Annotated in this window: 14 protein-coding genes and 1 other RNA gene; 4 read left to right on the top strand and 11 right to left on the bottom strand. The window is 60.3% G+C overall.

Going from position 1 to position 14,496, the window contains the following annotated elements; translation table 11 throughout:
- From mraY to rsmI, 9 genes are all read right to left on the bottom strand, one after another.
- Entirely contained in the window at positions 1-1,083 is a 1,083-nt protein-coding gene (gene mraY / locus HU759_RS05790; RefSeq protein WP_017138188.1) for a phospho-N-acetylmuramoyl-pentapeptide-transferase, read from the bottom strand.
- Positions 1,083-2,453, bottom strand: coding sequence for a UDP-N-acetylmuramoyl-tripeptide--D-alanyl-D-alanine ligase (gene murF, locus HU759_RS05785; RefSeq protein WP_186616760.1), 1,371 nt, complete (start codon positions 2,451-2,453; stop codon positions 1,083-1,085). Before murF ends, mraY begins: the two co-directional genes overlap by 1 nt.
- Positions 2,446-3,909 carry a UDP-N-acetylmuramoyl-L-alanyl-D-glutamate--2,6-diaminopimelate ligase gene (locus HU759_RS05780; RefSeq protein ID WP_017138190.1) on the bottom strand — a complete coding sequence of 488 codons (1,464 nt, stop codon included), beginning with the start codon at positions 3,907-3,909 and terminating at the stop codon, positions 2,446-2,448. Before HU759_RS05780 ends, murF begins: the two co-directional genes overlap by 8 nt.
- Positions 3,909-5,651: a penicillin-binding protein 2 gene (locus HU759_RS05775; RefSeq protein ID WP_169986985.1), complete on the bottom strand. Its 1,743-nt coding sequence runs from the start codon at positions 5,649-5,651 to the stop codon at positions 3,909-3,911. Before HU759_RS05775 ends, HU759_RS05780 begins: the two co-directional genes overlap by 1 nt.
- Positions 5,651-5,944, bottom strand: coding sequence for a cell division protein FtsL (gene ftsL, locus HU759_RS05770; protein ID WP_003216203.1), 294 nt, complete (start codon positions 5,942-5,944; stop codon positions 5,651-5,653). The genes HU759_RS05775 and ftsL overlap by 1 nt, the downstream gene beginning before the upstream one ends.
- On the bottom strand, positions 5,941-6,882 hold the full coding sequence (rsmH, locus tag HU759_RS05765) for a 16S rRNA (cytosine(1402)-N(4))-methyltransferase RsmH (protein WP_085985981.1): 942 nt from the start codon (positions 6,880-6,882) through the stop codon (positions 5,941-5,943). The genes ftsL and rsmH overlap by 4 nt, the downstream gene beginning before the upstream one ends.
- Before the next feature lie 2 nt (positions 6,883-6,884).
- On the bottom strand, positions 6,885-7,340 hold the full coding sequence (gene mraZ / locus HU759_RS05760) for a division/cell wall cluster transcriptional repressor MraZ (protein WP_003171868.1): 456 nt from the start codon (positions 7,338-7,340) through the stop codon (positions 6,885-6,887).
- 355 nt (positions 7,341-7,695) lie between these two features.
- Positions 7,696-8,049: RNase P RNA component class A (rnpB, locus tag HU759_RS05755), an RNA gene on the bottom strand.
- Between the two features lie 96 nt (positions 8,050-8,145).
- Positions 8,146-9,051 (bottom strand): 16S rRNA (cytidine(1402)-2'-O)-methyltransferase, encoded by a 906-nt coding sequence (rsmI, locus tag HU759_RS05750; protein ID WP_017138193.1) that lies wholly within the window; start codon positions 9,049-9,051, stop codon positions 8,146-8,148.
- A gap of 165 nt (positions 9,052-9,216) precedes the next feature.
- Here rsmI and HU759_RS05745 point away from each other — a divergent pair, with 165 nt between their 5' ends.
- The 4 genes from HU759_RS05745 (at position 9,217) to HU759_RS05730 (ending at position 12,663) form a co-directional block, all read left to right on the top strand.
- Positions 9,217-11,028, top strand: a complete 1,812-nt coding sequence (locus HU759_RS05745) for a penicillin-binding protein activator (RefSeq protein WP_017138194.1) — start codon at positions 9,217-9,219, stop codon at positions 11,026-11,028.
- Positions 11,028-11,399, top strand: a complete 372-nt coding sequence (locus tag HU759_RS05740) for a YraN family protein (RefSeq protein WP_017138195.1) — start codon at positions 11,028-11,030, stop codon at positions 11,397-11,399. Before HU759_RS05745 ends, HU759_RS05740 begins: the two co-directional genes overlap by 1 nt.
- Before the next feature lie 92 nt (positions 11,400-11,491).
- Positions 11,492-12,085 (top strand): phosphoheptose isomerase, encoded by a 594-nt coding sequence (locus tag HU759_RS05735; protein WP_007904374.1) that lies wholly within the window; start codon positions 11,492-11,494, stop codon positions 12,083-12,085.
- Positions 12,082-12,663 (top strand): BON domain-containing protein, encoded by a 582-nt coding sequence (locus HU759_RS05730; RefSeq protein ID WP_017138196.1) that lies wholly within the window; start codon positions 12,082-12,084, stop codon positions 12,661-12,663. Before HU759_RS05735 ends, HU759_RS05730 begins: the two co-directional genes overlap by 4 nt.
- Before the next feature lie 68 nt (positions 12,664-12,731).
- On the opposite strand, the gene HU759_RS05725 is transcribed toward HU759_RS05730, so the two are convergent.
- Together HU759_RS05725 and HU759_RS05720 are read right to left on the bottom strand one after the other, a co-directional pair.
- Positions 12,732-13,511, bottom strand: coding sequence for an OmpA family protein (locus HU759_RS05725; RefSeq protein WP_017138197.1), 780 nt, complete (start codon positions 13,509-13,511; stop codon positions 12,732-12,734).
- Positions 13,512-13,736: 225 nt separating this feature from the next.
- A complete protein-coding gene (locus HU759_RS05720) occupies positions 13,737-14,399 on the bottom strand; it encodes an MBL fold metallo-hydrolase (protein ID WP_186616759.1) in 663 nt (220 codons plus the stop codon).
- Positions 14,400-14,496 lie beyond the last annotated feature (97 nt).

The following is a 14,496-nucleotide window of genomic DNA, read 5'->3' as shown; positions in this document are numbered from 1 at the left end:
CTACCTCAGTTTCAGGGTGGCAAGGCCGACCAGTACCAGAATCACGGTGATGATCCAGAAACGGACAATCACACGCGGCTCGGGCCAGCCCTTGAGTTCAAAGTGGTGATGAATCGGCGCCATGCGGAACACGCGGCGCCCGGTCAATTTGAAGGAGGCCACCTGGATGACCACCGACAGGGTTTCCATCACGAACACACCGCCCATGATGAACAACACGATTTCCTGGCGGACGATCACCGCGATGGTGCCCAAGGCTGCGCCCAGCGCCAGCGCGCCGACGTCGCCCATGAAGACTTGTGCGGGATAGGTGTTGAACCACAGGAAGCCCAGGCCGGCACCGATCAGCGCGCCGCAGAACACGATCAACTCACCTGCGCCCGGCACATACGGGATCAGCAGGTATTCAGCGAATTTCACGTTACCCGACAGGTAGCAGAAGATACCGAGCGCACCGCCGACCATCACGGTCGGCATGATTGCCAGACCGTCGAGGCCATCAGTCAGGTTCACCGCGTTGCTGGAGCCGACGATCACAAAGTAGGTCAGCACCACAAAGCCAACGCCCAGTGGAATGCTGGCGTCCTTGAGCATCGGAATGATCAAGGTGGTTTCGACGGCGCTTGGCGCGGTCATGTACAGGAAGATCGCAGCGCCAAGGCCAAACACCGACTGCCAGAAGTACTTCCAGCGGCTGGGCAAACCCTTGGAGTTTTTCTCGATCACTTTGCGGTAGTCATCGACCCAACCGATCGCGCCGAACAACAGGGTCACCAGCAACACCGTCCACACGTAGCGGTTATGCAGGTCGGCCCACAGCAAGGTGCTGATACCGATGGAAGACAGGATCAGCGCACCGCCCATGGTCGGGGTGCCGGATTTGGACAGGTGCGACTGCGGGCCGTCATTACGAACCGATTGACCAATTTGCAGGTTCTGCAGGGTGCGGATCATCCACGGCCCCAGGAACAGCGACAAAGACAGCGCAGTCAGCACACCCAGGATCCCGCGCAGGGTCAGGTACTGAAAGACCGCGAAGCCTTTGTGGAACTGTTGCAGATACTCAGCCAGCAGCAGCAGCATTAATGTTTCTCCGTACTTGAGCCACACAAGGCCGCGACGACGTTTTCCATCACCGCGCTGCGCGATCCCTTGATCAAAATGGTTGTGTGTTTGTCGTGTTCAGCCGCCACCAGTGCCTGGATCAGCTCGGCCTGGGTAGCGAAATGCCGCGCACCGAGGCCGAAGGCGTCAACGGCGTGGGCCATGTTCGGGCCAACGGCGTAAAGCGCGTCGACTTTACCGCTCGCGTAGGCGCCGACTTCACGGTGGGACTGTTCAGCCCAGTCGCCCAATTCGGCGATATCGCCCAGCACCAGCACCTTGCGCCCGGCGAAGCTTTTAAGCAGGTCAATAGCGGCGCAGACGGAGGACTGGTTGGCGTTGTAGGTGTCATCAATCACACGCATGCCATTGGTCGCCAGTTGTGCCACGGTGCGGCCTTTGACCGGCTGCACCGCGCCCAGGCCGGTGGCGATACCGAACAGCGATACGCCCAGTGCGGAGGCGGCAGCGGCGGCGGCCAAGGCATTGGCGACGTTATGGTTGCCCAGCAGGTTCAGTTGCACGTGCTCGCTGCCTTGCGGTGTGTGCAAGGTGAAGGACGGGCAACCACGGGCGTCGACGGTGATGTCGGCTGCGTGGAAATCAGCCGCCGCGTTGAGTACGGCAAACGTCAGCACCTTGCGACCGGCGGCGCGCACACGCCAGGTCTCGAAGGCCTTGTCGTCGAGGTTCAATACTGCGGTGCCCGAGGCATCGAGGCCTTCGAGGATTTCGCCCTTGGCTTCGACGATTTTTTCCGGGCCACCGAACTCGCCCACGTGGGCGGTGCCGGCATTGTTGATAATCGCCACGTGAGGCTTGGTCAGCGCCACGGTGTAAGCGATTTCGCCGACGCGCGAAGCGCCCAGCTCGATTACCGCCGCCGTGTGTTCCGGGGCCAGTTCGAGCAGGGTCAGTGGAGCGCCGAAATCATTGTTCAGGTTGCCACGGGTGGCGAGCACCGGCCCGCGTGTGCGCAGCACGCCGGCAAGCAGTTCCTTGACCGTGGTTTTGCCGCTGGAGCCAGTGATGGCGGCAACGGGCTTATCAAATGCGGCGCGGTTCAGCGCGCCCAACAGCCCGAGGGCCAGGCGGGTATCGGCGACCAGCAATTGCGGCAGCGTCGAGTCCGTGACTTCACGCTGCACCAAGGCACCCACGGCACCTTTGGCGGCTACTTCGTTCAGGTAGTCGTGCCCATCGAAACGCGGGCCGGCCAGTGCAACAAACAGCTGCCCCGGCTTGATGTTGCGACTGTCGATACTGACGCCGTCGAAGCTGCAATCGCTCGACACTACGCGGGCCGACAAGGCCTGGGTCAGTTCGCTGAACTTCATCGCTTTAAGCATGGGCGACCTCCCAGGCAGTCAGGGCATGATCAGCCTCGACAAGATCGGAGAAGGCATGGCGTTCGCCGTTGATTTCCTGGTAGTCCTCGTGACCTTTACCAGCCAGTACCACCACGTCCTCAGCACTGGCGCTGGCGATCAGCTGGGCAATGGCGGCGCCGCGACCGGCAACGAAGGTGGCCTTGGTGGCGTCTTTAAAGCCGACACGGATGTCGTCGAAAATCTGGTTCGGGTCTTCGCTGCGTGGGTTGTCGTCGGTCACGAGCACGCCATCGGCCAGGCGCTCGACGATTTCAGCCATCAGCGGGCGCTTGCCGCGATCACGGTCACCGCCGCAGCCGAACAGGCAGAGCAATTTGCCCTTGGCGTGTGGGCGCAGGGCTTCGAGGACTTTTTCCAGCGCGTCCGGGGTGTGGGCGTAATCGACCACCACCAGTGGCTGAGAGCCGCCACCCAAACGCTGCATACGGCCGGCCGGGCCTTCGAGTTTGGGCAGCACGCGCAGGATTTCGTCCAGGGCGTAATCCAGGCCAAGCAATGCGCCAACAGCCGCAAGCACGTTGCTCAGATTGAAACGCCCGAGCAAGGTGCTGCGCAAGTGGTGTTCGCCCTGGGGCGTGACCAGCGTGGCGAGCACGCCTTCGTCATTAAATTGGGCTTCACGGCAATACAGATACGCGCTGGAATCTTCCAGGCTGTAGGTGATCAGGCGTGCTTCGCTGTCTTCGGCAGCCAGTTGGCGGCCGAATGCGTCATCCAGGTTTACCACCCGGCACTTCAGGTCATTCCAGGCGAACAGCTTGGCCTTGGCGGCGGCGTACGCCTCCATGGTGCCGTGGTAGTCGAGGTGGTCGCGAGACAGGTTGGTCATCACCGCCACGTCAAACGCCAAGGCAGTCACACGGCCCTGGTCCAGACCGTGGGATGACACTTCCATGGCAACCGCCTTGGCACCGGCCTTTTTCAGGTCGGCCAGGGTCGCTTGCACGGCGATCGGGTTCGGCGTGGTGTGCAGGCCGCTTTGCAGCGCACCGTAAAAACCCGTGCCCAGGGTGCCGACAATGCCGCAATGCTGGCCCAGCAGGTCGAGTGCCTGCGCAACCAATTGGGTCACGCTGGTCTTGCCGTTGGTGCCAGTCACACCGATCAGGTTCAACTGACGGCTCGGGTCACCATAAAAACGCCCGGCGATGTCCGACAGTTGCGCGGCCAGGCCCTTGACCGGAATCAAGGGCACGTCGGTGATCGGCAGCACGGTGGCGCCTTCCACTTCATAAGCCACGGCGGCCGCGCCTCGTTGCAGGGCATCGGCGATATGTGCACGGCCATCGAGCTTGCCGCCGGGCACCGCCAGGAACAGATCACCGGCGCGTACATTACGGCTGTCCAGGCTCAATTCACGAATCAGCAGATCGCGTCCGGCGTGGGCAAAAATCTTGTTCAGGCTAAGAGACATCAGCCGCGCCCTCCATTGGCTTTGACAGCTGCGGCCGGTGGCCCTGCGTTCGCTTGTTGAGTCGGCGGCAGGTTGTCCGGCGTAATATTCATCAGGCGCAGGGTGCCGGACATCACTTTGCTGAATACCGGAGCCGACACCAGGCCACCGAAGTAGCCGGCCTTGCTCGGTTCATCAATCACTACGACGATGGCGTAGCGCGGATCGCTCATCGGACCGAAGCCGGCGAACAGCGAGCGGTAAGAGTTTTCGGCGTAGCCCTTGGTGCCGACCGAGGTTTTACGTGCAGTACCGGACTTGCCGGCCACGTGATAAGCCGGCACCTGTGCCCGGAACACACCGCGCGGGGCTTCGATCACTTGTTGCAGCATGCCTTGTATGGTCTTGGCGACTTTTTCCGGGATTACCTGAGTGGCTTTCGGCGCTTCGTCGACGTGGATCAAGCTCAGTGGAACCATACGGCCATTATTGGCCAATACAGAGAAAGCATGGGCCAGCTGGATCGCGGTTACCGACAGGCCGTAGCCGTAGGAGAGCGTGGCAGTCTCGGCTTTTTTCCAGTCGCGGTAGTTCGGCAGGTTGCCCACGCGTTCGCCTGGGAAATCCAGGCCGGTGGGTTGGCCCAAACCGATTTTTTGCGCCAGGTGATAGATGGTTTCGCCGCCGATATCGAAGGCGACCTTACTCATGCCGACGTTACTGGAGTTGATCAGGATGCCTGTCAAATCCAACACCGGCCCTTCGCTGCGGGACACGTCACGAATGGTGTATTTGCCCAGCTGCAAGGTGCCTGGGTAAACCTCGACCTTGTCGCTCGGCTTCCAGCGCCCGGTTTCCAGGGCGGCACTCATGGAAATGGCTTTCATGGTCGAACCCGGCTCGAACACGTCGATCATGGCGCGGTTACGCATCATCGCCGGTTGCAGGTTGCGACGGTTGTTCGGGTTGTAGGTCGGCTGGTTGACCATGGCGAGGATCTCGCCGGTCTTGACGTCCATGATCACCAAGCTACCGGCCTTGGCGCCGTTCTCGATGATCGCGTTACGCAGCTCGCGGTTGGCCAGGTACTGCAGGCGCAGGTCAATCGACAACGCCAAGGGCTTACCGGCCTTGGCGTTTTTGGTCACCTGGACATCTTTAATCAGTCTGCCGCGTCGATCCTTGATGACCTGCCGTTTGCCGGGCACGCCGGCCAGCCATTCGTCGTAGGCCAGCTCCACACCTTCACGGCCGTGGTCATCAATGTCGGTAAAGCCAACCATATGCGCGGTGGTTTCACCCGCCGGGTAGAAACGACGAAACTCCTCGATGCCATAGACACCGGGGACTTTAAGGTCGAGCACTTGCTGGCCCTGCTCAGGCGTCAGCCCACGCACCAGATAGATGAATTCCTTGTTGGCCTGGGCTTCCAGACGTTCGCTCAAGGCTTTAGGGTCCTGGCCCAGCGCGGCAGCCAGCTCAGGCCATTTGTCCTTGGCGGTTTGCAGCTCCTTGGCATTGGCCCACAGGGTGGTCACCGGCGTACTCACGGCCAGAGGTTCGCCGTTACGGTCGGTGATCAGGCCGCGGTGCGCAGGAATCGGGATATGCCGCAGGCTACGGGCATTACCCTCGCCGATCAGGAAGTCGCGGTCGATCACTTGCAGATCGATAATCCGCCATGCAATCGCGCCAGCCATCAAAGCCAAGATGCCGAGCATCAGGCGAAAGCGCCACGGGTAAAGTGCACCTTCAAGTTTCATCATGGCGCCACCATCCGCACTTCGGCCGCACCAGGAATGTGCATTTTCAGCTGTTCGGTGGCCAGCACTTCAATACGGCTATGGGCCGTCCAGGTGCTTTGCTCAAGGATCAACCGGCCCCATTCCGCCTGCGCTTTGTCACGCACGCTCAATTCCCCGTACAGGGTGTTAAGCAATTGACGGTTGTAGTGGGCGCTGTAAGACACCGCAATTGCGGACACCAGCACGCCGACAAACAACAGCAACATAAAGAAGCTGCCGCCCGGGAGGGGCTTGGCGAAAAGCTTGCTCACCGCAGCTTCTCCGCGACGCGCATAACGGCGCTACGGGAACGTGGGTTGGCCTTGAGTTCGGCTTCGGAGGCGAACTGCGCTTTGCCATGGATTTTGATTTTCGGCACAAAGGCTTCGAAACGCACCGGCAGGTTGCGCGGCAGGTTATCGGACTCGCCCTTGACCAGACGACGCATGAACAGTTTGACGATGCGGTCTTCCAGGGAGTGGAAGCTGATCACCACCAGGCGACCACCCACTTCCAAGGCGTCCAGTGCGGCTTCGAGGCCGGCTTCCAGATCGCCCAGTTCGTTATTGACGTGAATGCGCAGCCCCTGGAACGCACGGGTTGCCGGGTTCTTGCCCTTTTCCCACGCAGGGTTTGCGACCTTGAGCACTTCAGCCAGGTCGGCGGTGCGCTCGAACGGCTGGATTTCACGGCGCTCAACCACGGCACGGGCCATGCGGCCGGCGAAGCGTTCTTCACCGTATTCCTTGAACACGCGAGTAATTTCTTCATGGGGCGCAGTGGCGATGAACTGCGCAGCGCTGATGCCACGAGTCGGGTCCATGCGCATGTCGAGCGGGCCGTCGTTCATGAAACTGAAGCCGCGCTCGGGGTCGTCAAGCTGTGGGGAGGATACGCCCAAGTCGAGCAAAACCCCGGCCACCTTACCTGCCATGCCGCGCTCGGCGACTTCGGCACCCAGCTCGGCAAAGCTGCGCTGCACAACGACAAAGCGGCCGTCTTCGGCCGCTAGCGCTTGCCCGGTGGCAATCGCTTGAGGGTCTTTGTCGAACCCGAGGAGTTTACCGTCGGAGCCGAGCTGGCTGAGTATCAACCGGCTGTGCCCGCCCCTGCCGAAGGTGCCATCCACATAGCAGCCATCCGCGCGTACGGCGAGAGCCTCAACGGCTTCGTCAAGCAGTACGGTGATGTGGTTAAAGCCGCTATCAATAGTCACAGGATCAAATCACGCAGTTCATCAGGCATAGCGCCCGGTTGTTGAATAGCAGCCAGGTCTGCTGCAGAAACAGCATCCCAGGCATCTTCGTCCCACAATTGGAACTTGTTCAGCTGGCCCACCAGCATTGCGCGCTTATCCAGCTTGGCGTACTCGCGCAAGCGCGGCGGCACCAGGAAACGACCACTGCCATCGAGTTCAAGGTCGACGGCATTACCGATCAGCAGACGCTGCAGGCGGCGGTTTTCTTCACGCAATGAAGGCAGAGCGCGCAACTTGGTTTCGATCAACTCCCACTCATCGAGGGGGTAAACACACAAACAAGGGTCAACGGCGTCAATCGTGATGATTAACTGGCCTGAACTTCGCGAAATGAGCTCGTCACGATACCGGCTCGGCATGGCGAGACGGCCTTTTGCATCGAGACTGATAGCGTTAGCTCCGCGAAACACAGATGCGTTTCTCCAAATTTTAGCGTTTTACGTTCAAAAAACCCACTTTGTGCCACTTTCCGCCACTTGCGCACACTATAGGAATGCGCCCACCACACCGTCAAGGCGCGGATTCAAGGAAAAGCCTTACAGAACGGAGATTTAGGAACGTAAAAGGAGGAGAAACGCGAGTTTGGCGATGTTTTTGACTCAGCAACCGCAAATAGCTCATGGAGCTACGGCTTAAAGTTAAAGTAATTTATTAAGAGTAAGATTTTTTTGGTATTACGAAGATGCATCTGCCAATGATTTGGCAGGGAGGGATTCTTGCGTTACTACCGGTTTTCTGCCCGAGATTCGGGCAGAAGGAAAAAAGGTGGAGAGTCGATCTGTAAGCCGGGTTCTGTCTTGAACAGTCATTCGTCTACGATGGCCATCACTGGACATCTTTAGCAACCTACCCGGTCCCAGCGCGGGCCACGCCTTGGGACCCTATTTGGTCTTGCTCCAAGTGGGGTTTACCTAGCCACGAACTGTTGCCAGTCGTGCGGTGCGCTCTTACCGCACCTTTTCACCCTTACCGGCACCGAAGTGCTTAGGCGGTTATTTTCTGTGGCACTTTCCGTAGGCTCACGCCTCCCAGGCATTACCTGGCACTTCGCCCTATGGAGCCCGGACTTTCCTCCCCCCCCTAATTTTCATAGAGGGCAGCGACTGTCCAATCGACTCTCCGCCGCGCAGGTTAACGGCACGACGGCTTGAGGACAAGTATTAAAAGTGCAGCAATGCCATCACGTTCGGACGGGATACCGGCGTAACCCCGGAACTATTCGGCTTTCTGCTTATCCAGCGCGACTTGATACAGTACGTTCTTACGCAAGCCGGTAATCTCAGCCGCCAGGGCTGCCGCACGCTTCAGGGGCATTTCCTTAAGCAGCAGATCCAGGATGCGCATAGCCTCGCTGCCCACCGCGTCTTCATTTTCCGGTGCAGTCCAGCCGGCCACCAGCACCACGCACTCACCGCGCTGCTGGTTGCTGTCGCCCTCAACGAACGCACGCAGCTCTTCCAACGGCAAACCTTTGAGGGTCTCGAAGGTTTTGGTCAGCTCCCGAGCCAACAGCGCCAGGCGTTCGCCGCCGAACACCAGCTCCATGTCCTGCAAGCACTCGAGAATGCGGTGCGGCGCCTCGTAAAAGATCAACGTACGCGGCTCTTCCTTTAACGCTTGCAGTCGCGCACGGCGCCCAACCGCCTTGGCTGGCAGGAAACCTTCGAAGATAAAACGGTCCGACGGCAACCCGGCGGCCGATAATGCCGCAATCAGCGCGCACGCTCCCGGAACTGGCACTACATTGATACCAGCGGCACGCGCCTGGCGAACCAGGTGATAGCCAGGGTCGGAAATCAACGGAGTGCCGGCATCCGAGATCAATGCCACATCGTCACCCGCCAGCAAGCGCGTGATAAAACGGCTGCCTTCTTCGCGCTCGTTATGCTCATGGCACGCGGCTAATGGCGTGCTGATGCCAAAATGCTGCATCAAACGCTGGGAGTGCCGCGTGTCTTCCGCCGCGATCAATTTTACGTCACGCAACACTTTCAGCGCCCGAGCACTGATGTCGTCCAGGTTGCCAATGGGCGTCGCCACGACAAAAAGCGAGCCTGCAGTGGAATTCAAAGGACCTGGAGCAGTCAAAACGCACACCTCGATGGTAAGGAAAAGTCGCATTGTAGCGCGTAGGCGCCCCGATAATATGCCCTCGAGGTCGGCCATCGATGCCGGCTCGCAACATTTACACGACCTAAATCGATGGTTTCACGCCAGTAACATCGCGCCTGGGCCAGTGCTTGGGTACAATTCCACGCTAATTTGATCGGTATCAGGAACACTTACATGATCGCTTGCCTGCGGCTGCTCTCCGCCCTCTGCCTCGCTGCCTTACTGGCCGCGTGCGCCAGCTCGCCCTCGTCCAGCCTTGGCGACCTCCCCCGGACCCCGGATGCCAGTATCGAGCAACTGCTCGAACAGGCCACCAAGGCCAGTACGCCAGAAAAGGCCGCGATGCTGCGCCTGAGTGCGGCAGACCTGGCCTACCACCAGAACAACCCTGGCCGCTCGTCGCAGATTCTTGCGCAGGTGCCCCTGGATGTCCTGAAGCCGGCCGCACAAGTCTTTGCCAGCACCCTGGCCGCGGAACTGGCCATGGCGCGCAACCAACCCAAAGCGGCTCTGGCCGCCCTGAACCACCCCAGCCTGCAAAGCCTGAAGGAGCTGCCGACTGACCAGCAGATCCGTACCGGCACCGTGCATGCTCGCGCCTATGAAGCCGATGGCCAGACTATGGCTGCCGCGCGTGAGCGGGTGGCCATGGCCCCGTTGCTGACGGGTGATGCCGCCAAGAGCAACCACGAAGCCATCTGGGCGCTGGTCGCCGCGCTGCCTGCAGAGCAACTGCAAGCCAGCGGCAACCCGACCCTCGACGGCTGGATCACCCTGGCCCAGGCAATCAAAGGCGCCGGCACCCTGGAACAACAGCAAGCTGCCATTGATACCTGGCGCGCGCAGAACCCAGGCCACCCGGCGGCAGTCAACCTGCCGACCCCGCTGACCAAGCTCAAGGAGCTGGCCAGCCAGCCGTTGACCAAAATCGCGTTGCTGCTGCCGCAGGAAGGCCCTTTGGCGGCGGTCGGCAAGGCGCTGCGTGAAGGCTTCATGGCGGCGCACTTCCAGGCTGAACAAGCCGGGCAGAAGCCGCCGGTCATCGAGTTCTATGACAGTTCGCGCCTGACCTCCCTCGACGACTTCTACGCCAAGGCCCAGGCTGCCGGCGTGCAACTGGTAGTCGGCCCGCTGGAGAAACCACTGGTCAAGCAGCTCGCCTCCCGCGGGCAATTGCCGATCACCACCCTGGGCCTGAACTACAGCGAACTTAACGAAAACCCGCCGCAACTGTTCCAGTTCGGCCTGGCCGCTGAAGACGAAGCCCGCGAAGTCTCGCGTCGCGCCCGTGCCGACGGCCTGCACCGCGCCGCCGCCATGGTGCCGCGTGGCGAATGGGGTGAGCGCGTCTATAAAGCCTTCCGTCAGGACTGGGAAGCCAACGGCGGCACCGTGGTTGGCGTTGAGTACGTCGATCAGCCGGTGGCCCTCGCCCAGCAGATTGCTGACCTGTTCCAGCTGCGTAAAAGCGAAGGCCGCGCCAAGAGCCTGCAAAGCACCGTCGGCACCGACGTCGCCGCGCAACCTTCGCGCCGCCAGGACATCGAGTTCATCTTCCTGGCTGTGACGCCGCAACTGGCCCAGCAGATCAAACCGACACTTAACTTCCAGTACGCCGGTGATGTACCTGTGTATGCGACGTCCCACGTGTTCAGCGCCAGCGGCGACAAAAACCAGTACCTGGACATGACCAACGTGATGTTCTGCGAAACCCCGTGGCTGCTCAACACCACCGACCCGCTGCGCAACCAGGTTGCCGCGCAATGGCCACAGGCCAATGGCAGCCTTGGCCGCCTGTATGCGATGGGCGTGGACGCCTACCGCCTGGCACCGCGCCTGGGCCAACTCAAGGCACTGCCGGACACTCGCGTTGACGGCCTGTCGGGCAACCTGGGTATCGGCGCCTACCAGCGTGTTGACCGCCAGATGCCATGGGCGAAGTTCGTCGGCGGCGAGATTCAACGCCTGCCGGACACCCCGCGCTGATGCTCGAGCGGTCCAGCGCTCAAAGCGGCAAGGACGCCGAACTGCAAGCTCTGAACTATCTGCAACAACAGGGTCTGCGCCTTCTGGCGCAGAACTGGTTATGTAAACGCGGTGAGCTTGATCTGGTCATGCTTGACGGCGATACAGTAGTATTCGTCGAAGTCCGCTACAGAAAACACGCACAATGGGGTGGCGCGCTCGCCAGTATCGATGGGCGCAAGCGTCAGAAGCTGATACTCGCCGCGCAGTTTTTCCTGCAAAAAGAGCATCGCTGGGCTGACAGCCCCTGCCGTTTCGATGTGGTTGCCATGGAAAGCACACCGGCAGGCCCAGCTGATTTGAACTGGCTCAAGAATGCCTTCGACAGCTGATTGCCCGGATATCTTCACCACACACTTTTGCTCTTTGCTTTGCGGGCTGCACATTTCTGTGCCAAACAGCCGCGCTACTTAAGGTCACACAGATGGACATGCAATCCCGAATTCGCCAGCTTTTCCAGGCCAGCATCGACACCAAGCAACAGGCGATGGACGTACTTGCACCGCACATCGAGCAAGCCAGTCAGGTCATGGTCAATGCCTTGCTCAACGAGGGCAAAATGCTTTCGTGCGGCAACGGCGGTTCGGCCGGTGATGCCCAGCACTTTTCCTCCGAGCTGCTCAACCGCTTCGAGCGCGAGCGCCCGAGCCTGCCGGCCATCGCGCTGACCACCGACTCATCGACGATCACTTCGATCGCCAACGACTACAGCTACAACGAAATCTTCTCCAAGCAGATACGCGCCCTGGGCCAACCCGGCGATGTGTTGCTGGCTATTTCTACCAGCGGCAACTCGGCGAACATTATTCAAGCGATCCAGGCCGCACATGACCGCGAAATGATTGTCGTAGCCTTGACCGGGCGCGACGGCGGCGGCATGGCCTCACTGTTATTGCCTGAGGACGTGGAGATCCGTGTCCCGGCCAACGTCACTGCACGCATTCAAGAAGTCCACCTGCTGGCGATCCACTGCCTGTGCGATCTGATCGACAGCCAACTGTTCGGGAGTGAAGAATGACCGTTAACCGCCTCAGCCTTTTGGCCATTACGCTGTGCCTCGCCATCAGCGGGTGCAGCACGGCAATCACTGCGACACGTGACACACCCATTCAGGATGACCGGGGCACACGCACTTTTGGCAGCACCATCGACGATTCGCTGATCGAAACCAAGGTCAAGGTCAACGTCGCCAAGGCCGCTACCGACCTGGGCAACGGCGCCTCGCGCATTGTGGTCACCAGCTTCAACGGCGTGGTACTGCTGGCCGGGCAGACGCCGCGTGCCGACCTCAAGGCCCAGGCCGAACAAGCCGCCTCGACGGTCCAGCGGGTCAAGAAGGTCCACAACGAACTGCAGGTCATGGACCCGATCACCCTGCTGGCCATCAGCAACGATGCGCTGCTGACCACCAAGATCAAGGCGCAGATGCTCACCGACAGCGGTGTACCTGGCTCGCGCATCAAGATCGTCACCGATAATGGCATCGTCTACATGATGGGCCTGCTGACCCAGGCAGAAGCCACCCGTGCCGCCAACCTGGTACAGGGCGTGTCCGGCGTGCAGAAGATCGTGAAAGTGTTCGAATACATCGACTGATGTAATCGCCAGCCACAAAAAAGGGCGCCGTGCATTGACTGCACGGCGCCCTTTTTATTGCCCAGGGTTTACTGGTATTGCTGGTACGGGTTGCCCTGGAACTGGTTGTTCTGCTGCGGCGCCTGTTGTTGCTGCTGTTGACCAGGCTGGCCGTATTGCTGGCCGGGGATCGGGCCGAGGTTAACTTCTACACGACGGTTCTGGGCACGGCCATTCACATCGGCGTTGCTGGCAATCGGGTTATCCGGGCCGGCACCGCGGGCGCTCAGGTTGGTCGGGCTGACGCCTTGAGAGGTCAGGTAGTTGGCCACGCTCTGGGCACGACGCTGGGACAGGTCCATGTTCAACTGGCGGCTGCCCGTGCTGTCGGTGTAGCCGACAATCTGGATGGTGTTCTGGTTGAACTGCTTGAGGGAGTTGGCCAGGTTGTTGAGCGGCTGGTAAAAACTGCTGGCGATGGCGTCGGAGTTGGTCGCGAAGGTAATGTTACCCGGCATGATCAACTTGATCTGGTCACCCTGGCGCTGCACTTCAACACCGGTGTTGGCCATGCTTTCGCGCAGTTTCTTTTCCTGCTGGTCGGCGTAGTAGCCATAACCGGCGGCGCCCAGGCCTGCAATAGCACCACCGATCAGTGCGCCCTTGCCACGGTTGTTATGGTCGATGGCAGCACCCGCCAGCGCACCGGCCAGAGCACCCAGGCCGCCGTATTTGGCGGTTTTGCTGATACCCCCTTCGGAACCGTTGCTGGCCTGTCCCTGGCTGCCGCCATAAGGATTAGGTGAAGCGCAGCCGGACAACAGGGCTACGGCGGTAGCGACAACAAGCAGACGACGCGGAGTGAACATGAAGGGAGCTCCTACTTTTGCATTCTGTGGTGCAGAGGACATTGGCAATCGACCTGTGCGGAGTTTGGAACGCGACAAACGGTAAAAATTCCGTGGCCACGTCCCGAGCCAGAACAAAATACTGGCCCCTATCACCGCCAGGGAAACCGTAGCAGACGCAGGCTGAACGCGACCTGCGTTTTTTGCTACTGCGGTGGTTGAGAGAGAACAGCCCCCGCCCAGGAATTATTTCCAGGCGTCCCCCCAAGCCCGCACAAACGGGTTCTCGCGCATCTCATCACCCAAACAGGTGTCCGGCCCATGCCCTGTCACCACGGTCGCGCCCTCATCCAGGGTGTACAACCGCTGCTTGATCGAGCGCACGATAGTCGCCTGGTCGCCACCCCACAGGTCGGTACGCCCCACGCCGCGCTTGAACAAGGTATCGCCGGCGATCAGCAGCTTGGCATCGGCAAACCAGAAGCTCATCGAACCCGGTGTGTGCCCCGGCGTATGCAGCGCCACCCCACAACCACACGCCAACTCCTCATCGTCCTCCAGCCAGCGGTCCGGCGACGGCACCGGCGTGTAGGGCACACGAAACATCTGGCATTGCATTTCCAGGTTATCCCAAAGAAATTGGTCTTCTTTGTGCAAATGCAGCGTGGCGCCGGTCTTCTCTTTCAACTGGCCGGACGCCAGGAAGTGATCCAAGTGGGCGTGGGTGTGGATAATGCTCACCACCTTGAGGCCCAGCGCATCAAGGCGCGCAAGGATCAGCTCGTGATTGCCGCCCGGGTCGACCACTATGGCTTTTTTGCTGATCGGATCGCCAATGATGGTGCAGTTGCACTGCAAAGGGCCGACGGGGAAGGTTTCGCGGATCAGCACGGGTTTTTCGATATTCATGGGCGTTCCTGCAAGCTCTATGGCACATTCCAGGCGCAGTATGGTGGAGCTTGCTGCGGATTCGAAGGGCATCAGCTGCTAAGCTACTCCAGCGCCA

The organism is Pseudomonas sp. OE 28.3, from assembly GCF_014268205.2.
In the GTDB taxonomy this organism is placed as follows: Bacteria; Pseudomonadota; Gammaproteobacteria; order Pseudomonadales; family Pseudomonadaceae; genus Aquipseudomonas; species Aquipseudomonas edaphica.
Note: the sequence above shows the minus strand (reverse complement) of the source record. Positions and strands in the feature narration are given on the sequence as shown.